The following is a 21677-nucleotide window of genomic DNA, read 5'->3' as shown; positions in this document are numbered from 1 at the left end:
CTGCCCAGCCTCCCCGCTCCTACGTTCCCCTTGGCTTGGCGCGGGTGGTGGGGGGCGCCTCGGCGGGGTCCTCGGGCCAGGGATGCTTGGGATAGCGCCCGCGCATGTCGGCGCGCACGTCGCGCCACGAGCCGCGCCAGAATTGCGGCAGGTCCTTCGTCACCTGGATCGGCCGGTGGGCGGGGGAGAGCAGGGCCAGCGTCAGCGGCACCCGGCCGCCGGCGATGGCCGGATGCTGGGTGAGGCCGAACAATTCCTGCACCCGCACGCTCACCTGCGGCCCGCCCTCCGCGCCATAGTCGATGGGCAGGCGGGAGCCGGTGGGGGCGACAAAATGGGTGGGCGCCTCGGCCTCCAGACGCGCCGCAAGCGCATAGGGCAGGAGCGCATGGAAGGCGTTGCCCACATCGCCCGGTGAAATCTCGGCCAGCGCGGTCTTGCCGGTGAGGAAGGGGGCCAGCCAGTCGGCGGCGGTAGCGGCAAGGGTTATGTCGGAGAGGTCCGGCCACTCCTCGCCCTCGGCCGCGCGCAGGAAGGCGACGCGCTCGCGCCATTGCGCGGTGGCGGCACTCAGCGGCAGGCGGTGGAGGCCAAGCGAAGCGATGCCCTCGGCCAGCACCCGCGCCGTGCCCTCGTTGGCCGGCACCGGACGCGGCCGGGCGGCCAGCACGATGGCCCGCAGCCGCCGCACCTCCCGCGCCCTTACGGCGGCGGCCTCCGCATCGAAGGCGATCTCAGTCCCGGCGGTGATGTCGCCGGCGAACTGGGTCTCCACCTCGTCCGGCGACAAAGCGGCGGCCAGCGAGATGCGCGCGGCTTCGGCCCGTCCGCCCACCTCCGCCACGGCGAGGAAGGGTGCCCGCGCGAGGGCAGTCGCCGGGTCCATCACCGCGCCCCGGCCATTGGCGAGGAGGAAGCGGGTGCCATCACCCCGCGCCTTCGCCACCCGGTCCGGAAAGGCGAAGGCGAGGAGCGCCGCCGGCGACGGGCGCGGGCCATCGGTCCTTCCACCGTCCCGCTGCGCCATCTCGGCCCAGCGGGTGGCGAGACGGCGGGCGTCCTCGGCCCGGCGGGAGCGGTCGCGACGGAAGCCGTCGAGGCGGTGGAGGAGGTCGACGCCATCGCCGCCCAGCCCGCGCTCGGTGAGCAAAGCGGCAATCTCCGCCGCCTCCCGCGCCACGCCCCGGTCGGCGCCCACCACCACCAGATGGGCGAGGCGCGGCGGCAAGGGCAGGCGCGCCATGCGCCGGCCGAGGGCCGTCACCGTGTCGTCGGCATCAAGGGCGCCGAGCAGGCGCAGCAGCGCCTTGGCCTCGTTCACCGCCGGGACGGGCGGCGGATCGAGGAAGGGCAGGGAGGCGGGCTCGCGCACGCCGACGCGGGCGAGGTCCAGCACCAGCCCGGTGAGATCTGCGGCGAGGATTTCCGGCGTGGCGAAGGCGGCAAGGCTTCCCGTCTCGCCTTCCCCCCACAGCCGATAGCACACGCCCGGCTCGGTGCGCCCGGCGCGGCCGCGCCGCTGGTCGGCGGCGGCACGGGAGACCCGCACGGTTTCGAGCCGCGTCAGCCCCACGTCGGGCTCGAAGCGCGGCACCCGGGCAAGGCCGCAATCCACCACCACCCGTACCCCCTCGATGGTGAGCGAGGTCTCGGCGATGGAAGTGGCGAGCACCACCTTGCGCCGGCCCTTGGGTGCCGGCAGCACGGCGCGGTCCTGCTCGGCGGCCTCCAGCGCCCCGAACAGGGCCACCACATCCACGGAGGGGTCGCGCACCTGCTCCAGCAAAAGGGTCTCGGTGCGCCGGATCTCCGCGGCGCCGGGCAGGAAGGCGAGGATGGAGCCGCTCTCGCGGGCGAGCGCGCGGCGGATGGCCTCTGCCATCTGCGGCTCAAGGGGGCTGCGCGGGTCGCGACCGAGATAGGAGGTCTCCACCGGAAAGGCCCGGCCCTCGCTCTCGATCACCGGCGCGGGGGCACCCGTACTGCCCATGAGGGCGGCGACGCGGGCACCATCCAGCGTCGCCGACATGGCGACGAGCCGCAGGTCCTCGCGCAGGCCGCGCTGGGCGTCGAGGGCCAGGGCGAGGCCGAGGTCGGCATCGAGGCTGCGCTCGTGGAACTCGTCGAACAGCACGGCGGCAACGCCGGAAAGCTCGGGGTCCTCCAGCACCATGCGGGTGAAGATGCCTTCGGTGATCACCTCGATGCGCGTGCGGCCTGACACCTCCGAGGAGAGGCGGGTGCGGTAGCCCACCTGGTCCCCCACCCGCTCGCCCAGACTCTGGGCCATGCGGCGGGCGGCGGCGCGGGCGGCGAGGCGGCGCGGCTCCAGCACCAGGATGCGCCCGCCCTTTACCCACGGCGCATCCAGCAGCGCGAGGGGCACCCGCGTGGTCTTGCCCGCGCCCGGCGGTGCCACCAGCACCGCGCAGGTGGCGGTGGCGAGGGTCGCTGTGAGGTCGCCGAGAACGGCGTCGATGGGCAGGGGCGTGTCGAACATGGCTTTCGCCCGCTCATAGAGCGTTTTCAGCAAAAGGGAATTGCCCAGGTGCGCGAGGAGGGCGCGCGCGCCTCAGTCCGCCCAGGCCGGGTCGGCGGTGAAGGCGATGGTGAGCCAGCGGTCCGGGCTCTCATGGCCGATGGCATCGCCGATGCGGTCGCGGATGGCGTCCCATTCCTCCACCCGGCGCGGCGGCAGGCCGGTGGGCACGATGAAGTACAGCTCCACCTGCTTTGCGCGCCCCACCTTGGCGATATAGGCCCGGTAGGACAGGAAGCCGTAGTCCTTCAGCACGCCCTTCGCCACGTCGTGCACATGGGTGGTCAGGTCGTCCGGTGCGACCAGGAGAATGTCGGTGAGCGCCTGCCGGATGTTGGACACCGGAAGGGGAATGATCACCGCGCACACCAGAGCGAGCACGGCGGGATCGATATAGGGCGAGATCCATTCGAGGGTGGTGCCCTGCACCAGGTAGCCGCCGCAGAAGGCCACCAGCAGGGCCGCGGTGATGCCCCCCGACATCATCCACGCCTTGGCGTCGAGGCCCACGAAGTCCGACCGGATGGTGCGGTTGGCCTTGGTCTCCAGCACCGCCATCACCGTGCAGGCGATCAGCGTGACCACCGCATAGACGATGGCGAAGTCGAATTCGAGCGCATGCCCGCCCATGAGCAGGCTGCCGATGGCATTGACCAGGGCGTAGACGGACACCGCCACCAGCAGCACCCCGTTCAGCCCCAGCACGATGGGCTCCAGGTGCCAGAAGCCGGTGGAGAATCGCGCCCTCAGCGGCCCGGCGGCGGCCCGGCTCGACGTGTAGGAGGCGATGAGGTTGGCCACGATCAGCGCCAGCACGCTCATGCTGGCATCCACCAGGGCATAGATTCCGTCGAACGCGATGGAGAAGGAGCCGGACAGGATGCCGAAGGTGATGCCGAACGCCGAGATCAGCAACGTGACCATGATCGAGGCGCGAAGGACGCCCTGTTCCGTCTGCATGGATGATCCCTGAAACCGCTGGCGCATGCTCTCGCGGGGTGTCGTGGGTCGGGTATAGGTCATGGAACCGGCGCGGCAAAGAGCCGTAGGGCAAACGCGGCCGGCCTCTCCGGCGCCTGCATCCAGCCTTGCGGTCGGGCACGTTCGGTGCCTTATGAGGCGCGTCGATGCCGTAACCGGGAACGCCGCCTTCATGTCCACCGCCCCGTCCAGCCTCACCAGCAAGGTCCAGCCCCTCGCCTTCGATACCGGGATCTTCGCCCTCGCCTTTCTCGATGCGGCGGTGGCCTTCGTTGGCACGGAGGGCGTGGTGCATCTGGTGGGAGCCGAACCCAAGGCGGTCAAGATCCACGACGGCGCTGTGCTCGACGCCGCCTCCGACGGCAAGCGCCTCGTCACCGGCGGTGACGACGGGCAGGTGATGGAGACCCGTTCGGACGGCTCCACCCGCGTCCTCGCCGGCCAGAAGGGCCGCTGGATCGACCGGGTGGCGCTGGGGCCGGACGGCGTCGTCGCCTGGTCCGCCGGCAAGACCGCCCATGTGCTGCCGGCGAAGGGCGAGCCGAAAAGCCTCGAGGTGCCCTCCACCGTGGGCGGCCTCGCCTTCGCCCCCAAGGGCCTGCGCCTCGCTGTGGCCCATTATGGCGGCGTCACCCTGTGGTTCCCCAATGCCGCCGCTAAGCCGGAGCTGTTCGGTTGGAAGGGTTCCCACCTCGGCGTTGTCTTCTCGCCGGATGGCCGCTTCCTGGTCACCACCATGCAGGAGCCGGCGCTCCACGGCTGGCGGGTGGTGGACGGCGCGCACATGCGCATGACCGGCTATCCCTCGCGGGTGAAGTCGTTCGCCTTCACGGCGGACGGCAAGTGGCTCGCCACCTCCGGCTCGGGAGAGGCCATCCTGTGGCCGTTCCAGGCCAAGGACGGCCCCATGGGCAAGGAGCCGTCCATGCTCGCCCCGTCCCCCACCACCCGCGTCACCGTAGTGGCGCCCCATCCCAAGGATCCGGTGGTCGGCATCGGCTACGAGGACGGCATGGTGATGATGGTGCGCATCACCGACGCCGCCGAGATCCTGCTGCGCGCCCCGGATTCCGATGCGGTGAGCGCCATGGCCTGGCATCCCTCCGGCGGGGCGGTGGCCTTCGGCACGCAGGGCGGCAAGGGCGGCCTGCTGGCTTTCTGAATCCGCAGGGCCGGAGCGGGAGCTCTTTTGAGGCCGCAGGGTGGTCGTGCTTGCAGCTTGACCCCTTCCAGCGCGGCGCGCCCGGATCTCGTCGTAGCTCTGTCACCGCGGAGCGGTAAGCGGGCGCGGGGCTGGTCGCCCATCCTGCCGCAAGTCGTTGGGAGATTTGCGCGCAACTGCTGATGGAACCGCTTTTCACGCGCCCGCGTGCGCACTAACGTGCCACCATCCGTTCGCGACTGCGAAGCGGGCCACGGAGCACGAGAGAAACGCCGATGAAGATCGCCGACGTTCGCCGCACCGCCTATTCGATGCCTCTCGTGAACCCCTCCTACCCGCCGGGCCCCTACCGGTTCATCGATCGTGAATTCATGATCATCACCTACCGCACCGATCGCGCCGCGCTCGAAAAGGTGGTGCCGGAGCCGCTCGAGATCGTCGAGCCGATCGTGAAGTACGAATTCATCCGCATGCCGGATTCCACCGGCTTCGGCGACTATACCGAGACCGGACAGGTCATCCCGGTGAAGTTCGAGGGCGTGGAGGGCGGCTATGTCCACTCCATGTACCTCGACGACGAATCCCCCATCGCCGGCGGCCGCGAGCTGTGGGGCTTTCCCAAGAAGTTCGCCAATCCCAAGCTGGTGGTGGAGAAGGACACGCTGGTGGGGTCGCTGCACTACGGCAGCGTGCTGTGCGCCTCCGCGACCATGGGCTACAAGCATGTGGCCGTGGACAAGGAGAAGGTGCTCGCCTCGCTCCTGACTCCGAGCTTCCTGCTCAAGATCATCCCCGACGTGGACGCCAAGCCGCGCATCTGCGAGCTGGTGCGCTACTATCTGGAAGACGTGAACCTGAAGGAAGCCTGGACCGGCCCGGGCGCGCTCGGCCTGTTCCCCCACGCCCTGTGCAACGTCTCGCAGCTGCCGGTGCTGGAGGTGATCTCCGCCCTGCACATCAAGGCGGACCTGACCCTCGGCATGGGCGAGGTGATCTACGACTATCTCAAGGACGGCGAGGGCTGACGCTTCCGGGCGTCCGCGCGGGCGGAGGCCGGCTCGCGAAGACGCGGTGAACCATGCGACGAGGGCCGGTCAGGCTGATCTGACCGGAACATGATCCGGCGGAACGGGTGGCGCGGCGCGCCGCTGTTCGACACCACGGAACGCTCCGCCGGAATGCGAGAGGCAGAATTCATGACCGCACACGCCAATCACCTGCCCCCCGATCTGTGTGACACCATCAGCGAGTACAAGCGCGTCGCCCTGGTGTTCCAGGGCGGCGGGGCGCTTGGCGCCTACCAGGCCGGGGTGTACGAGGCGCTGCACGAGGTGGGCTGCGACCCCAACTGGATCTCGGGCGTGTCCATCGGGGCCATCAATTCGGCCATCATCGCCGGAAACGCGCCGGCGGACCGGGTGGCCAAGCTGCGGGAGTTCTGGGAGACCATCACCTCGCAGCGGATCATCCCCTTCAATCTGGAGGGGGACATCTTCCGCCAGTGGCGCAACCAGTTCAGCGCCGCCCGGACCATCCTGCAGGGCCAGCCCGGCTTCTTCCAGCCGCGTTTCCCCAATCCGTGGCTGGTGCCTGCGGGGGCGACCGGCGCCACCTCCTTCTACGACACCGCGCCCTTGCGCGAGACGCTGCTGAAGCTGGTGGACTTCGACCGCATCAATTCCGGCGAGAAGCGGTTCTCGGTCGGTGCGGTGAACGTGCGTACCGGAAACTTCCTCTATTTCGACAACAAGATACACACCATCGCGCCGGAGCATGTGATGGCCTCGGGCGCGCTGCCTCCCGGCTTCCCGGCGGTGAAGATCGACGGCGAGTATTATTGGGACGGCGGCGTCGTCTCCAACACGCCGCTCCAGTTCCTGCTGGACCAGCCGGACCATCCCAGCGCGCTGGTGTTCCAGGTGGACCTGTTCAGCGCTCGCGGGCCACTGCCGCGCGACATGTTCGATGTCAGCGAGCGGCAGAAGGACATCGGCTATTCCAGCCGCACCCGCTACACCACCGATGTGTTCCGCCGGGTCCAGGATCTGCGCCAGAAGCTCTATGACGCGCTCCAGCGCATTCCCGAGCAACTGCGCACGGAAGACGACCTCGCCCTGATCGAGGATTACAGCGCCTCCGGCCCGGTCAACATCTGCCACCTGATCTATCAGGAAAAGACCTACGAGCGGGAATTCAAGGACTATGAATTCTCCACCACCTCCATGCGCGACCACTGGCAGACCGGCTACGAGGACACGGTGAAGACCCTGCGCCGGGGCGACTGGCTGAAGAAGCCGGACGACACCATCGGCATCGTGGTGCACGACATCCACCGCCTCTCCGAGTGAGGGGGGGGGTGGTTCAGCGGAACCCGCGCGCCAGCATGTAGGCGCCGAGCAAGGCGAGGCCGGCGAAGAAGACCCGGCGGAACACCAGCGGCGAGACCGCGAGGCGGATCCGCCGGCCCAGTTCCATGCCGAGGAAGGCGGGCGCAAGCGCCGCCACCGAGGCCAGCGCCACCTTGGGGTCGGTCAGCACCGCGCCGCCCTCTCCGGGACTTGCGAGCACCGCGGCAAGCGCGAATGTGGAGACGGTAAAGGTGAGGCCGAGGGCCTGCACCAGGTCGTCCCGGTTGAGGCCCAGCGCCTGGAGATAGGGTGCCGACGGCATCACCGAGACCCCGGTGGTGCCGGTTACGAGACCGGTCAGCACACCCATGAGGGGCGACAGCCAGCGTTCGGTGCCCACGGGCAGGCGCAGCGGAATGGCGCTGAGGCCGAGGGCACCGTAGAGCAGCAGGGTCGCCCCCAGCGCCGGCACGGCGGCCGGGGAGGCGAGGCCTCCGAGCAGCAGCCCGCCCGCGAGGGTGCCCAGCACCACCGTGACCATCATGGCGCCGAAGCGCCGGGCCGTGCCGGCCACGTTCGGCCCGGTGAAATATTGCCAGAGATTGGTGACGGTGGCCGGCAGGATCAGCACGGCCGCCGCCTCGGCGGGGGTGAGGAACAGGCTCAGCAGCCCGATGCCCACCGTGGGCAGGCCCATGCCGATGAGCCCCTTCACCATGCCGGCCAGAACCAGCACTGCGAAGCCCGCCGCGAGTACGCCAATGGGCAGACCGGCGGCGGATGCCAGCATCGCGGCGATCAGAATTCGGCGCCGAGTTCTTCCAGTTCCTCGGGCTCGTTCTGCGCGCCGCTGATCCATTCCTGCATCAGGGGCAGGGCCATGATGCGGGCGCGGTAGGCGTCGCACTCGGCATCCAGCTTCACGTCATAGGTGGTGAAGCGCGAGCAGACCGGGGCGTACATGGCGTCCGCCAGCGTCGGCGCCGCACCCATGAGGAAGGGGCCGCCGTGGGCGGTGAGGCAGCCGCGCCAGATGGCGACGATGCGCTCGATATCCGCCTGCGCCCCGGCCCACACCTTGAAGCCCGGATAATGGGCCTTGATGTTCATGGGCAGGGCCGAGCGCATGTTGGCGAAGCCCGAATGCATCTCCCCCGAGATGGAGAGGCAGTGCGCCCGCACCGCGCGATCGGCCGGCAGGAGCCCGGCCTGCGGGAAGACCTCGTTGAGGAAGGCGGCGATGGCGAGGGTGTCCCACACGGTCACGTCTTCGTGCACCAGGCGCGGCACGAGGAAGGAGGGGGACAGCAGCAGCAGCTCCGCCTTCATGTCCGGGTCGTCGAGGGGTACGCGCTCCTCCTCGAAGGACAGGCCGGCCATCTTGCACAGAAGCCACCCGCGCAGGGACCAGGAGGAGTAATTCTTGCTGGAGATGGTGAGTGTCGCCATGCTGGATGCTCGTCTGCCTGTCCTGCGCCTTCGGATATTCGACCTGGATGCCCGAACTTGATGCTCGATCCCGTGACCTGAGTGTCACCGTGGCCCGCAACGCCGAAGGCGCACGGTAACAGCACGAAAGTGACACCGCGAGGGCACGAACCGGTCCGGCGCAAGGGCCGATCGGGGTCTGAAGTCCAGCATCCATTCGCAGGCGGATCGACTGATCAGGCCGATTTCGACACGAATGGCTCCGGTTCAGGCGCTCCTCGCGTGGAAGCGTGTTGCATTGCACCACGCGCCGCTTCAATATTCGTGTAACAGGTACATCCGTTCAGGCTTGCTGCAAAGCGGAAAGCAGGCCCTGCGGCAATAACTTAAACAGAATGGTTCCGCCGTCCATGGGGGCGTCGGCAGACGGGGAATAGAAGGACCTTTCAGCGTCATGCTGCAAATGATATTCAGGTCAGTCTCTCCGGGGCACAGCCGCCGGTCGCAGCGGCACGGGCAGCCATGATGTATCAGGCGTATCAAACCCAGTCCGACTTGATGGGGCCCATCCGCTTCCTGGCGGGGCTCGCGCGCCAGACCCTCACGGGTCCTCTGATCAATGGTTACGGCCATGCAGGCCTGCGCCATCTCGCCGCTGCCTACGAACTTGTGGAGCGCACCGGGCTTAGCCACGGGCGCCCCGACTTCGGCCTCCGCACGGTGGAGGTGGGCAACCGCGAGGTCCAGGTCACCGAGGAGAAGGCGGCGGTGCTGCCCTTCGGCACCCTGCTGCGCTTCAAGAAGGACGTGGACATCGCCCAGCCCCGCGTGCTGGTGGTGGCGCCCCTCTCCGGCCATTTCGCCACGCTGCTCGTCAACACAGTGAAGACGATGCTGCCGGACCACGATGTGTACATCACGGACTGGCACAATGCCCGTGACGTGCCGTTGTCGGCCGGCCGGTTCGCCTTCGACGACTATGTCGAGCACGTCATCAAGTTCCTGGAGATCATGGGGCCGGGCTCTCACCTCGTGGCCGTGTGCCAGCCGTGCGTCCAGGCGCTGGTGGCGGCGGCGGTGATGGCGCAGGACAAGAATCCGGCCGCGCCGGCCTCCATGACGCTCATGGCTGGCCCCATCGACTGCCGGGTCAACCCCACCAAGGTGAACGAGCTCGCCACCTCCAAGCCCATTTCCTGGTTCGAGAAGAACCTGATCGCCACGGTGCCGAAGGGGTTTCCCGGCTCGGGCCGCAAGGTCTATCCGGGCTTCGTGCAGCTCACTGCGTTCGTCAGCATGAACGTGAGCCGGCACGTCAAGGCCCACCTCGACCTTTATAACGCCCTCGCCGAGGGTGATCACGAGAAGGCTGAGGCCACCAAGTCCTTCTACGACGAATATTTCGCGGTGCTGGACCTCGACGCCGAGTTCTACCTGGAAACGGTGCGGTACGTGTTCCAGGAATACCGGCTGCCCAAGGGCGAGCTCACCTATCGTGGCCAGCCCATCGACTTCAAGGCCATCCGCAAGACGGCCCTTTTGACGGTAGAAGGCGAGCGGGACGACATCTGCTCCATCGGCCAGACCATGGCGGCGCAGGACATCTGCTCGGGCCTGCGGCCCCACAAGAAGCGCCATCACATGCAGGCCGGCGTCGGCCATTATGGCGTCTTCTCCGGCCGCAAATGGGCCGGGCAGGTCTACCCGATCGTGCGCAACCACATCCTGTCCAGCGACTGATCCTCTAACGGTCCGGGGCGCCTGCCCCGGCCGCGTTCCACCGACATCGCCTGACGGGCCAGGGCAGGCCGGACCAGAGCCGGCCGCCTTGGCTCGGAGATCTGCCCCGTGTCCCAAGCTTCTGCCCCGACCCCATCCCCTTCCGAACGGCTGCGGGATCACCCGGCCTTTCTGCTGTTCTGGATCAGCCGCGTCGCTTCCGCCCTCGCCTTCCAGATGCTGGGCGTGGCAGTGGGCTGGCTGGTCTATGCCCTCACCGGCAGCGCGGTGGCGCTGGGACTGGTGGGCCTTGCCCAGTTCCTGCCCCTGCTGTTCCTGAGCCTGATTGCCGGCCATGCCGCCGACGTGTTCGACCGGCGCCGCATCGTCTTCATCGGCCAGTCCGTCGCCGCCGTGACTCTCGCCCTGCTGGCCCTGGGGCTTGGCGAGGGGGTGGTCGGCCTTGCCGCCATTTACGGCGCGGTGGTGATGCTCGGCGCCTGCCGCGCCTTCGAGCATCCCACCATGGCGGCGCTATTGCCCCGCCTCGTGCCCGGCGAGGTGTTGCCCCGGGCGCTGGCCGTGTCCTCTTCCGCCATGCAGATGGCCACCATCGCCGGCCCGGCCGTGGGCGGCTTCGCCTATGCCCTCGGTCCCACCGTGCCGCTGGCGGGCGCCGCCCTGTGCTATGCTGCCGCGGCCCTTGCCATGATGGCGGTGCGCCATGTGCACGCCCCGGTGCAGCGCGGCGGAATGACCCTCGCGACCCTGCTCGAGGGCCTTGCCTTCATCCGCGGGCACAAGGTGGTGCTCGGCTCCATCTCCCTCGACCTGTTCGCGGTGCTGCTGGGCGGTGTCACGGCGCTGTTGCCCATCTTTGCCAGCGATATCCTGCACGTGGGCGCACAAGGCCTCGGCGCCCTGCGCGCGGCCCCGGCGGTGGGCGCCGTGCTCATGTCGGTGGTGCTCGCCCGCGTGCCGCTGTCGCACAAGGTGGGGCACAAGATGTTCGCCGCCGTGGCGGTGTTCGGCCTCGCCACCGTGGTGTTCTCCCTTTCCAGCAGCTTCCTTCTGTCGTTGGGTGCCCTGTTCGTGCTGGGGGCTGCGGACAATGTGAGCGTGGTCATCCGCTCCTCGCTGGTGCAGCTCTCCACCCCCGATGCCATGCGCGGACGGGTGAGCGCGGTGAACTCGCTGTTCATCGGCACCTCCAACCAGCTCGGCGAGTTCGAATCGGGCATGGCCGCCGCGCTGCTCGGCGCGGTGGGTGCGGGGGTGGCGGGTGGCGTCGGCACCATCCTTGTGGCCCTGCTGTGGATGCGCCTCTTCCCCGGCCTGCTGAAGGTGGACCATATGCCCGCCCGCCCGGCGCGGGCCCATCCCGCGCAGGCCAAATCCGCCTGAGCCGATGCGGCGCCAGAGCGGCCGGGAGCGAGCGTCCTCATTTGGTTTGCCGGCTTCCGCGCGCCTCTTCGGTTGACGCGCGGGCGCGCTTTTCCCATGGTGCCGCCGCCCGCGCATCCGTCGCGGGTCCTTGCCCCCGACGCTGCGCCGACGAAGCGGTTTCCGCCCGGCCGTCGTGCGTCCCGGGAATCTGTGATCGAGCGGCGCCCGGTTCCCGTGACGGGAGGCGCCGCCCCCCGACGAGGAGTGTAGCGCCATGAGCGACTGGCCGGTCCACGCGAAGATCGACGGCCCCATCGTGATGATCGGGTTCGGTTCCATCGGCCGCGGCACCCTGCCGCTGATCGAGCGCCACTTCGATTTCGATCTCTCCCGCATGGTGGTCATCGACCCGGTAGCGGACCACAAGACGCTGCTCGACGCCCGGGGCATCCGCTTCATCCAGTCCGAAGTCACCGCCGAGAATTACCGCGAACTGCTCACCCCGCTCCTCACCAACGGCGGCGGCCAGGGCTTCTGCGTGAATCTCTCGGTGGACGTGTCGTCCGTGGCGGTGATGGAACTCACCCGCGAGATCGGCGCGCTTTACGTGGACACCGTCATCGAGCCCTGGAAGGGCTTCTATTTCGACGAGACCATGGATAACGCCGCGCGCACCAACTACGCCCTGCGCGAGAGCCTGCTGGCCGCGCGCCGGCGCAATCCCGGCGGCACCACGGCGGTGTCCACCTGCGGCGCCAACCCGGGCATGGTGTCCTGGTTCGTGAAGCAGGCGCTGCTCAACATCGCCGCCGACACCGGCCTCGACCGGCCCGAGCCGGCGAACCGCGAGGAATGGGCGCAGCTCGCCCGCGCGCTCGGGGTGAAGGGCATCCATATCGCCGAGCGCGACACCCAGCGCGCCCGTGAGCCCAAGGTGATGGGCGAGTTCTGGAACACCTGGTCGGTGGAAGGCTTTGTCTCCGAAGGCCTCCAGCCTGCGGAGCTCGGCTGGGGCACCCATGAGAAGTCCCTGCCGCCGGACGGGCGCACCCACGAGGCCGGCTGCGGCGCAGCCATTTACCTGCTCTCGCCCGGTGCCGCCACCCGCGTGCGCTCCTGGACCCCGACGCCGAAGGCCCAGTACGGCTTCCTCGTCACCCACAACGAGAGCATCTCCATCGCCGACTACCTGACGGTGCGCGACGGCGACACCGTGCTCTACCGGCCCACCTGTCACTATGCCTACCACCCGGCGAACGACGCGGTGCTGTCGCTGCACGAGATGTTCGGCAATGGCGGCCACTTCCAGGAGAAGTGGAAGATCCTCGACGAGCATGAGATCGTGGACGGCATCGACGAACTGGGCGTGCTCCTCTACGGCCACGCCAAGAACGCTTACTGGTTCGGCTCCCAGCTCTCCATCGAGCAGACGCGCGAGCTTGCGCCCTACCAGAACGCCACCGGCCTGCAGGTGACCTCTGCCGTGCTCGCCGGCATGGTGTGGGCGCTGGAGAACCCCAACGCGGGCATCGTGGAAGCCGACGAGATGGACTTCCGCCGCTGCCTTGAGGTGCAACTGCCCTATCTTGGTCCGGTGATCGGCACCTACACGGACTGGACGCCCCTCACCGGCCGCCAGAAACTGTTCCCCGAGGACCTGGACCTTGAGGACCCCTGGCAGTTCAAGAACGTCATCGTGCGCTGAGGGGATGGGCGGCAGTCGCCGCCCGGACGCGCACTGGTGTCCAAAATGAAAAAGCCCCGGCCTTGGCCGGGGCTTTTCTGCATCTGGCTACGGTGCAGGCGGGACCGAAGGCAGGGCCTTCGTCCTATGCCGACTTGCGCATCTCCACGGCGAGAAGCTCGGCCAGCGACGGCTGGGTCGCGCGCGCGCCGGTGGGGCTGATGAGGCCGTGGGCGCCATCGAGGGCGCCCGTTTCCAGCTCCACCGCCAGCAGGCGGTGGCGCGCATAGGGGCCGGGCATCCAGAGCGCGCCGGTCTTCTGCGCCGAGAAGCCGAAGCGCTCGTAATAGGCTGCATCGCCCACCAGGATCACCGCGCCATGTCCCTTCGCGCGCGCGGCATCCAGCGCCGCGCGCATGAGGCTGGCGCCGAGGCCATGGGCCTGGAACCAGGGGTGCACCGCCAGGGGGCCGAGCAGCAGCGCCGACTTGCCGGGACCGGCGGCGACGTTCCACAACCGCACCGTACCGACGAGACGACCGTCCGGACCACGAGCGGCGAAGGCGAGGCCCTGGGCCGGCAGGCGGCCTTCCCGCAGGCGCTCGGACGACTTGGAAAAGCGCTCGGCGCCCAGGCACAGGTCCAGCAGGGCCTCGCGCGGGGCCACATCTTCCACGTTTTCCAGCACGATCTCAGTCATCAGCAGCTCCTGTGCCAACGTGAGAGGCGAAGACATCCGTCCCGCCGCGCGGGAGGCGCGATCGGCCATGGCCTTTCGGGACGGTGCGGAAGACGAGGGGAAACCCCCTCCTCATTGCCACCGAGGCGGACCAACAGGTCCGGCGCGCGGTGGGGATCGTGCGGGGGCAGGAGGCGCCAAAGACCGGACCTCTCGGGTCCGGTTCCTCGACGCGCTGTCCCCTTTCGATCGCAGGGCCTGAGACGCGGCCTTAATCAGGTGCTCAGATCACGTAGGACTTCAGCGGCGGGAAGCCATTGAACGCCACCGCCGAATAGGTGGTGGTGTAGGCGCCGCAGGCCTCGATGATCACCTTGTCGCCGATGGAGAGCGACAGCGGCAGCTCGACCGGGGTCTTCTCATACATCACGTCGGCCGAATCGCAGGTCGGGCCGGCGAGCACGCAGGGGGCGGTGTCGTCGCCGTCGCGCGGGGTGCGCAGCGGGTAGCGGATCGCCTCGTCCATGGTCTCGGCGAGACCGCCGAACTTGCCGATGTCCAGGTACACCCAGCGCATGGCGTCGGCCTCGGACTTCTTCGAGATCAGCACCACCTCGGCCTCGATGAGGCCGGCGTTGCCCACCATGCCGCGGCCCGGCTCCATGATGGTTTCCGGGACCTGGTTGCCGAAGTGCTTGCGCAGGGAGGAGAAGATCGCCTCGCCATAGGACTGCGCGCCCGGCACTTCCTGCAGGTAGCGGGTGGGAAACCCGCCGCCCAGGTTGACCATGGAGAGCGAGATGCCCCGCTCCGCGCAGGCCCGGAAGATCTGCGCCGCCGAGGCGAGCGCGCCGTCCCAAGCGTGCACGTTCTTCTGCTGCGAGCCCACATGGAAGGACACGCCATAGGCGGCAAGACCCAGGCGATGGGCGTGCTCCAGCACGTCCGCGGCCATCTCCGGCTCGCAGCCGAACTTGCGCGACAGGGGCCATTCGGCGCCGGCGCCGTCGCACAGGATGCGGCAGAACACCCTGGCGTGGGGCGCCACGCGGGCGATCTTCTCCGCCTCCTCGTAAGAGTCCACCGCGAACAGGCGCACGCCAAGGCGGAAGGCGCGCTCGATGTCGCGCTCCTTCTTGATGGTGTTGCCAAACGAGATGCGCTCGGCGCCGGCGCCGGTGGCGAGCACCATCTCGATTTCGCCCACGGAGGCGCAATCGAACGACGAGCCCAGCTCTTCCAGCGCCTGCAGGATCGCGGCGTCGGGGTTGGCCTTCACCGCGTAATAGACGCGGGTGTCCGGCAGGGCGCGGGCGAAGGCCTGGTAATTGGTACGGACCACGTCGAGGTCCACCACCACGCAGGGGCCATCCTCTCGTCGGGTACGCAGGAATTCGCGGATGCGATCGGTCATGGTGTCCTCCCCGTGACCTGAAGCCTCGTGAAGCACGGAGAATTCCGCGCGACGACAGGGACGGACGAACCCGCGCTGGGCTCGGCCGGGGCACGCGCAAGCAGCCGCCCGGCGCTGTGGACACGCCGGGCGGCTGCGGGCCGTACCCGCTTCGCCGGGGCTCTATCCCGGCCGCATCATCGGACCGAACGGCAGATGAACCGCCCACCAGGCAATGAGCCAGGCGAGGGCGAGACAACTGCGCACGATTGGAGAGGGATTCCCGCTCCGCACGGCCGGCAAGATGTAGTGCCTCTTCAGTAACGTCGCCCTTTGGAGGGGTGACCGAGACCAAAAAAGCCCTTACGTCGTTGCTTCAAGTCACGTCCCCCGCATGAGGAGCGGGGTGGGCCGGTTCCCTCCGGCTATCGGTCGTCCTGGCAGCTTTCCGGCCTCTTGTCCGGAGATCCTACCGACCGACACGCGACCACAGGCACGTGCGAATTTGGGCAAAGCGGATTTAGTGGATTCGACCCGCCCATGCAAGTGACAATTTGATGATTTTTGCAGCGCGGATTTTGACGCAGCAAGGGGTGGAAGCCTGGAGGTGAAGCTAAGCTGCCGGAGGTACTCCAGACCAGCGGGAGAAACCGGGGCCTCGGCCCATCGAACGGTCTTCGGCAGGACGATTCCATGTGTCTCCAGCGTATCTTCTCCCTCTCCCCAGCGGCCGCCGTGCTGGTCGCCCTTCCCCTGGCTCCGGTGGTCCTTGCATCTGCGGCTCCGGCGATGGCGCAGCAGGCCTACGTTCTCGCATTCGAGGGCTGGCAGCGCACCGCATATTCCAACGGCATTGTCGCCTATGAATGCGTCAGTCGGGGCTGCCCCGCCAATGCGCGCGTGAGCTACAGGCGGCAGCCCCATCGGCCCGTGCTTGAGATGGCGCAGTTCGAGGCCCACCACCAGCGTCTCTCCCGAGAGGCGCCTGCCAGTTCCCAGGGCCGCGTCAGCGAGGCGAAGGCGAGCGGGTTCGCCGAACGCGCGGTGGAAGGGGTGCGGGTGCTGACCCTGCGCCGGGACGTGACATGGACCGACGGTGTGCAGACCGCCGCCATCGACGCCCTGCTCATTGGTCCGGACGCCTCGTTCAGCGTGGTGAGCGATGCCGATGACCTGGCCGATGCCCAGGCCGATTTCGCCCAATTCCTGCCGCGTCTCATCGATCTGGTGCTGCAGACCCGCTGAACGCCCGCCCCGAGGCCGCGCCATTCCTGCGCAACTGGGGGCGCAGATGCGACCGCGACGTTGACTTTTAAGGCGCCGGTAGTGTATCGGACCCACTTCGCGTGGGCCCTTGTGCCCGCATTCCCATTCCCGACCGGAAGAAGCCAGCCCTTCGAGGCTCGGCGGAACACGAAAGCGAGACAAGATGTTCGCGGTCATCAAGGCAAACGGCAAGCAGTATCGCGTTGCCGCCGCCGACGAAATTACGATCGACCACCTCGATGCCGAGGTCGGCTCGGTCTTCACCTTCCCGGTGTTGATGCTGGGCGGCGCCACCGTCGCCATCGGCGCGCCCCACGTGGATGGCGCCACCGTCACCGGCGAAGTGGTCGAGCAGACCCGCGGCGACAAGGTGATTGCCTTCAAGAAGCGCCGCCGGCAGAATTCGCGCCGCAAGCGGGGCTTCCGCGCCGACCTCACCGTCGTGCGCATCACCGAGATCTCGGGCCTCGGCGAGACCGTCAAGGCTGAACCCAAGTCCAAGCGCGCGCCGGCTCCCGAAGCCGCTGCCGACGCCTGATAGCGAACGAGGAGAGCAACAATGGCTCATAAAAAGGCAGGCGGCTCGTCTCGCAACGGTCGTGATTCCGACGGTCGCCGTCTTGGCGTGAAGCGCTTCGGCGGTCAGGACGTGATTCCGGGCAACATCATCGTGCGCCAGCGCGGCACCAAGTGGCATCCCGGCACGAACGTGGGCATGGGCAAGGACCATACCCTCTTCGCCCTGGTGGAAGGCAAAGTCACCTTCCAGACCAAAGCCAACGACCGCACCTACGTATCGGTGCTTCCCCTTGCCGCTGAGGCGGCTGAATAAACGGCGAGACCTGAGAATGCAGGTTCCCGCCGGTCACGTCGACCCGGTGGGCGCCTGAGCAGGCCGAACCTCAAAGCTCAGACACGAACCGGGGAGACGGGACACCTCTCCCCGGTTTTCGTTTGTCTGGCCTTGAGGAGCTTGCCATGACCCTGTGTGAGACGCCGTCCGGAGCGCCGCTCGCGGAGAACTGTATCCCCGTCCTCGAAACCGACCGGCTCGTGCTCCGCGCGCCGCGCCTCGAGGACGTTGCCGCCGTCGCGGAGCTCGCCAACAATCGCAAGATCGCGGAAATGACCGCGAACCTGCCCTTCCCCTACAAGCGCTCCGACGCCCATGCCTTCGTCGAGACGCTGGCCGCCGTTCCGGACGCGGCCACCTTCGCCTTGTTCCTGAAAGGCGAGGGCGCCCTGACCTTCGCCGGCATGGTGAGCTTCGGCCGCCGCCCGCCCGAACCCGCCCCGGAGATCGGCTACTGGATCGGCGAGCCCTTCTGGTGCCGCGGGATCGCCACCGAGGCGGTGCGCGCCGTGATCGACTATGCGTTTTCCGAGACCGATCTCCAGCTCCTCATCGGCTCGGCCCGCGTGGTCAATCCGGCCTCGCGCCGGGTGCTGGAGAAGTGCGGCTTCCAATGGTCGGGCGTCGGCCTCACCCGGGTGAAGGCGCTGGGCGCCTCCGTGCCCGTGGACCGCTTCCAGCTCGACCGGCGCATCTGGGCCTCGCTGCGCGCCTGGGGGTCTACCGCCCTGCCGCGCCATAGCGCGGCCCACTGAGGGCCCCGCGCCATCGCGCGGCGCGTGGACGGACCGCCGCGTCATCGCGGGGTGCCTGAAGGCATGGGGCCTTGCGCGGCGACGCCGCGCGGGCCAATCAGGAGTTAGCAACTCTCCTTCGGATCACGACCATGTCCAATCGTCACGACAAGAAACAGGACGACCTGCCGTACCGCCCCTGCGTGGGCCTGTGTGTGTTCAATGCGGCCGGCAAGGTCTTCCTCGGCCGGCGCATCGGCGGGCCGGAGCACGTGGACGCCACCCATTCATGGCAGCTGCCCCAGGGCGGCATCGACAAGGGTGAGGAGCCGTTCGCCGCCGCCTTGCGCGAGCTCTACGAGGAGACTTCCATGCGCTCGGTGACGAAGCTCGCCGAGGTGGGAGAGTGGTTGTCCTACGATCTGCCGGGTCGCATCGCCGGCGAGGCCTGGAAGGGCAAGTATCGCGGCCAGACACAGAAATGGTTCGCCCTGCGCTTCACGGGCCTCGATGCCGAGATCAACATCACCCGCCCGGGCGGCGGGCACCACAAGCCCGAATTCATGGACTGGCGCTGGGAGAGCCTCGACAAGGTGGCGGACCTCGTCGTGCCGTTCAAGCGCAGGGTCTATGACGAGGTGGTGAAGGCCTTCCGCCCGTTCTCCGGATAGCGAAGCGTCGCTCTTCGCATCCGAATGATGGTGGCGACGGAAGTATCACGCGGCGAGACGATGCATGCCGAGATGAAATCGAAAGAAAAAGATTAGACGACTTCCGATTTTCTAAACAAAATCGCCAATGATGGCTTTATTTCAGGAATGGGCCGAACAGAAGTCCCATTGTAGTCCTAATATACCAGACTTTTTTGTCTGTGGTATGACAGTCCGGGCAGGGTCACCTGTTGCCGCTGGGAGACAGTCAGGGGGGCTGAACTGCGCTAAGACCCCCTCATCCTGTTTTATCCGGGCTCGGGGGATCACATGCGCAAGTCGCTGCTCGCTACCACCATTCTCGCGGCGATGGTCGCCGTCGGCGCCGCCCAGGCGGCGGACCTTGCCACCAAGATGCCAGTGAAGGCCGCGCCTGTCGCGCCGGCCTTCAGCTGGACCGGCTTCTACATCGGCGCGCAGGGCGGCTACGCCTGGGCCGACAACAGCTTCAGCAACACCCACGACCTTTACAACACCTACGCGAACGACGCGAGCTACACGCTCGACGGCGGCCTCGTCGGCGGCGTGATCGGCTATAACTACCAGATCAACAACATCGTGCTCGGCGTCGAGGCCGATGCCAACTGGGCCGACATCTCCGGCTCGGGCTCCGTCCTGCGCGCCGGCGAGCTCGCCACGAACTGCATCGTGAGCAACAACCCCTGCTCGTCCAAGATCGACGCGCTCGGCACCATCACCGCCCGCCTCGGCGTCGCCTTCGATCGTGTTCTGCTCTACGCCAAGGGCGGCGCGGCTTGGGCCAACGTCAAGCACACCGCCGGTAGCACCGACTACGAATATCCGGAGTTCAGCTACAGCGCCTCCAACAGCAACACCCGTTGGGGCTGGACCGTGGGCGCGGGCGTCGAATGGGCCTTCTTCAACAACTGGTCCGCGAAGGTCGAATACAATTACATCGACCTCGGCAGCAACGACGTGACCTTCAACTTCGTCCCCAATACCTATATGCCGGCTTATACCTCGACGGCCGACACGACCGTCAATCTGGTGAAGGCCGGCATCAACTATCGCTTCTGATAACGACGACGGCACCCGCGGCGGCTTTGCGCGACACGCGCCGACCTGCCGCGGGTATCGGCATGCCACGACGGGTGGTGTGACCGGGTCTCTTGAGGAACCGTCCGCCAAAGATCCGCGTGGTCGCGCGAAGAAGAGATGATCCGGAGGCACTTGGTCCCCGGCATTAAGACTGCCTTTGCCATCGTCGATCGTTTTTGCATCCCACCGGTGGCGACATCGCTCGAAAATGCTCTCGCTCGGTCGCGTCAGCATCGGGCCGTGAATGGTCATGGATGGCCAGGACTCCGGCGAAGGCCGTGCACCAGGCGGTGGCGCCACGCGCATGAGTCGCGCGCTCCAGCGAGCCGCCAGGGTCTTTCAGCTGGGCCAAGAGCAGGCGCTCAGGTTTCCGGTCCGGTCGCAATGAAGCGGATGGTCAGGACCCGGGCCGCTGCGACGCGGGCGAATGCCTCGGTCATCAGCACCGGCGTGCAGTTGCTCAGGGAGAGAATGGCGGCGGCCACGAAGTCCCGTTGAAGGTCCGGCGGGCCGGGCAGAACCGAATAGGTGGCCAGCGGCTTGCCGCGCAGCTCGCCCTTGCCTGTGAGGCCGAAGCGCAGCGTGATCTGGAAGCCCATCGTTCCCGGCGGCGGAACCCAGCAGGCGAACAGAGCGCGGGACAGGTCATCGAAAGAATTGACCGGCACCGTGTTTGCCGGCGGCCGGGCAGGCGGCTCGGCGCGCGCATCCCCGCCCGACACCGATGCGAGCAGAGCGATCACGAGCGCTGCGAAGAGCCTCTGCAAAGGGCTGCCGGGCTGAGAGTGGGCCATCGACCATCATCGGTACGTCAGGTATGGCCTTCAGCCAAGCGGATCGCGCCGTTTCCCGCTTGCGAAGTGCGCTCATGATGCGCCGCCTTCACGATAGTCGAACCGATTTCAGGCGCGCTCCGGCGTGCCGATGGCCTTGCCGTCCGGGCCGAAGAACGGATGCGGGCCGTCATAGGCGCCGATGAAGCTGCGATGGGTCACCACGCGGCCGTCGGTGAACAGGTGCAGGGACAGGCTCGGCGGCTCCATGTGGAAGGTGGGCGGCGCCTGCGGATCGAGGGCGAGGCTCACCGCGTGGGCGGGGGCCGGGCCGATGGTGGCGGCGATGCCGGCGAAGGTGGTGGTCACCGCCCGGTGGACATGGCCGCAGGTGAAGCCCAGCACCTGGGGCCAGTGCCCGAACACCTCTTCCAGCCCCGCCGCATCGGACAGGTTCTGCACATCCATGTGCCGGATGCCGGTGAGGAACGGCGGATGATGGGCGCAGACGAAGGCCGGCCGCCCGGGCGTCGCGCCCAATGCGCGGTCGAGGAAGGCGAGGCCCTCTTCCCCCAGCTGGCCATGCGGGCAGCCGTAGACGGTGGAATCCAGCATCACCAGCCGCAGCGGGAAATCCTCCACCACATAGTTCACCCGGCCGCCGTCGCAGCGTGCCGCAATCTCGGGGAACGCGGCGAGCAGGCCGGCGGAGGAATCGTGGTTGCCCGGAATGGGAAACAGCGGCATGGGCAGCGCCGCCGTCAGCGCCCGGAAGCGGGCATATTCGGCCGGATCGTCGAAATCCGTGAGGTCGCCGGTGACGATCACCACGTCGGGCCGGGGCGTCAGCGCGAGGATGTGGGCGACGGCCGCTTCCAGATAAAGCGCAGTGTCCACCACCCCGTAGGCGAGGGTGCCGGGGCGGCGGATGTGGGTGTCGGTGAGCTGGGCGATGAGCATGGG

At 68.0% G+C, this 21677-nt stretch carries 20 protein-coding genes; 12 read left to right on the top strand and 8 right to left on the bottom strand.

The features are described from left to right. Positions 1–19 precede the first annotated feature (19 nt). Entirely contained in the window at positions 20–2500 is a 2481-nt protein-coding gene (gene hrpB / locus V5F66_RS11895; RefSeq protein ID WP_394093924.1) for an ATP-dependent helicase HrpB, read from the bottom strand. A gap of 72 nt (positions 2501–2572) precedes the next feature. Further along, the gene (locus V5F66_RS11890) at positions 2573–3499 is read right to left on the bottom strand and encodes a cation diffusion facilitator family transporter (protein WP_394093923.1); all 927 of its coding nucleotides are present in this window, start codon (positions 3497–3499) and stop codon (positions 2573–2575) included. Between the two features lie 193 nt (positions 3500–3692). Between V5F66_RS11890 and V5F66_RS11885 the strand changes: the two genes are divergently transcribed. The 3 genes from V5F66_RS11885 (at position 3693) to V5F66_RS11875 (ending at position 7030) form a co-directional block, all read left to right on the top strand. Continuing rightward, the gene (locus tag V5F66_RS11885; RefSeq protein ID WP_394052271.1) at positions 3693–4682 is read left to right on the top strand and encodes a WD40 repeat domain-containing protein; all 990 of its coding nucleotides are present in this window, start codon (positions 3693–3695) and stop codon (positions 4680–4682) included. Between the two features lie 275 nt (positions 4683–4957). Beyond that, entirely contained in the window at positions 4958–5707 is a 750-nt protein-coding gene (locus V5F66_RS11880) for an acetoacetate decarboxylase (RefSeq protein WP_393999396.1), read from the top strand. Positions 5708–5878: 171 nt separating this feature from the next. Next, positions 5879–7030, top strand: a complete 1152-nt coding sequence (locus V5F66_RS11875; protein WP_041576725.1) for a patatin-like phospholipase family protein — start codon at positions 5879–5881, stop codon at positions 7028–7030. 13 nt (positions 7031–7043) lie between these two features. Here the strand turns inward: V5F66_RS11875 and V5F66_RS11870 are convergent, their stop codons facing one another. Both V5F66_RS11870 and V5F66_RS11865 read right to left on the bottom strand, forming a co-directional pair. After that, on the bottom strand, positions 7044–7820 hold the full coding sequence (locus V5F66_RS11870; protein WP_394052273.1) for a sulfite exporter TauE/SafE family protein: 777 nt from the start codon (positions 7818–7820) through the stop codon (positions 7044–7046). A gap of 8 nt (positions 7821–7828) precedes the next feature. Then, positions 7829–8479, bottom strand: a complete 651-nt coding sequence (locus V5F66_RS11865) for a glutathione S-transferase family protein (protein WP_012114160.1) — start codon at positions 8477–8479, stop codon at positions 7829–7831. Between the two features lie 501 nt (positions 8480–8980). Here V5F66_RS11865 and V5F66_RS11860 point away from each other — a divergent pair. The 3 genes from V5F66_RS11860 to V5F66_RS11850 all read left to right on the top strand — a co-directional run bounded on the left by V5F66_RS11860 (position 8981) and on the right by V5F66_RS11850 (position 13268). Next, on the top strand, positions 8981–10198 hold the full coding sequence (locus V5F66_RS11860; RefSeq protein WP_012114161.1) for a polyhydroxyalkanoate depolymerase: 1218 nt from the start codon (positions 8981–8983) through the stop codon (positions 10196–10198). A gap of 108 nt (positions 10199–10306) precedes the next feature. Next, complete coding sequence (locus V5F66_RS11855) at positions 10307–11581, top strand: MFS transporter (protein ID WP_393999399.1); 1275 nt, start codon at positions 10307–10309, stop codon at positions 11579–11581. A gap of 256 nt (positions 11582–11837) precedes the next feature. Beyond that, positions 11838–13268, top strand: a complete 1431-nt coding sequence (locus V5F66_RS11850; protein WP_012114163.1) for a homospermidine synthase — start codon at positions 11838–11840, stop codon at positions 13266–13268. 124 nt (positions 13269–13392) lie between these two features. On the opposite strand, the gene V5F66_RS11845 is transcribed toward V5F66_RS11850, so the two are convergent. Both V5F66_RS11845 and V5F66_RS11840 read right to left on the bottom strand, forming a co-directional pair. After that, a complete protein-coding gene (locus tag V5F66_RS11845) occupies positions 13393–13947 on the bottom strand; it encodes a GNAT family N-acetyltransferase (RefSeq protein WP_394093922.1) in 555 nt (184 codons plus the stop codon). A gap of 262 nt (positions 13948–14209) precedes the next feature. After that, positions 14210–15340 carry a type III PLP-dependent enzyme gene (locus V5F66_RS11840; RefSeq protein ID WP_394093921.1) on the bottom strand — a complete coding sequence of 377 codons (1131 nt, stop codon included), beginning with the start codon at positions 15338–15340 and terminating at the stop codon, positions 14210–14212. A 672-nt stretch (positions 15341–16012) separates the two neighbouring features. Between V5F66_RS11840 and V5F66_RS11835 the strand changes: the two genes are divergently transcribed. The 6 genes from V5F66_RS11835 (at position 16013) to V5F66_RS11810 (ending at position 19920) form a co-directional block, all read left to right on the top strand. After that, positions 16013–16564, top strand: a complete 552-nt coding sequence (locus V5F66_RS11835) for a hypothetical protein (protein ID WP_394093920.1) — start codon at positions 16013–16015, stop codon at positions 16562–16564. Positions 16565–16748: 184 nt separating this feature from the next. After that, positions 16749–17123 carry a 50S ribosomal protein L21 gene (gene rplU, locus V5F66_RS11830; protein WP_012114167.1) on the top strand — a complete coding sequence of 125 codons (375 nt, stop codon included), beginning with the start codon at positions 16749–16751 and terminating at the stop codon, positions 17121–17123. 21 nt (positions 17124–17144) lie between these two features. Beyond that, on the top strand, positions 17145–17417 hold the full coding sequence (gene rpmA, locus V5F66_RS11825) for a 50S ribosomal protein L27 (RefSeq protein WP_012114168.1): 273 nt from the start codon (positions 17145–17147) through the stop codon (positions 17415–17417). A 146-nt stretch (positions 17418–17563) separates the two neighbouring features. Then, on the top strand, positions 17564–18193 hold the full coding sequence (locus V5F66_RS11820) for a GNAT family N-acetyltransferase (protein ID WP_394007192.1): 630 nt from the start codon (positions 17564–17566) through the stop codon (positions 18191–18193). A 131-nt stretch (positions 18194–18324) separates the two neighbouring features. Continuing rightward, positions 18325–18843, top strand: a complete 519-nt coding sequence (locus tag V5F66_RS11815) for an RNA pyrophosphohydrolase (RefSeq protein ID WP_012114170.1) — start codon at positions 18325–18327, stop codon at positions 18841–18843. Between the two features lie 309 nt (positions 18844–19152). Next, a complete protein-coding gene (locus V5F66_RS11810; RefSeq protein WP_393999402.1) occupies positions 19153–19920 on the top strand; it encodes an outer membrane protein in 768 nt (255 codons plus the stop codon). A gap of 383 nt (positions 19921–20303) precedes the next feature. Here the strand turns inward: V5F66_RS11810 and V5F66_RS11805 are convergent, their stop codons facing one another. Continuing rightward, positions 20304–20684, bottom strand: coding sequence for a hypothetical protein (locus V5F66_RS11805; RefSeq protein WP_394052287.1), 381 nt, complete (start codon positions 20682–20684; stop codon positions 20304–20306). Between the two features lie 159 nt (positions 20685–20843). Next, positions 20844–21674: a phosphodiesterase gene (locus V5F66_RS11800; RefSeq protein ID WP_394052289.1), complete on the bottom strand. Its 831-nt coding sequence runs from the start codon at positions 21672–21674 to the stop codon at positions 20844–20846. Positions 21675–21677 lie beyond the last annotated feature (3 nt).

The sequence above is a fragment of the Xanthobacter versatilis genome (assembly GCF_043193975.1).
GTDB lineage: Bacteria > Pseudomonadota > Alphaproteobacteria > Rhizobiales > Xanthobacteraceae > Xanthobacter > Xanthobacter autotrophicus_E.
The sequence above is the reverse complement of the archived record's forward strand: the minus strand, read 5'-3'. Positions and strand labels throughout refer to the sequence as shown.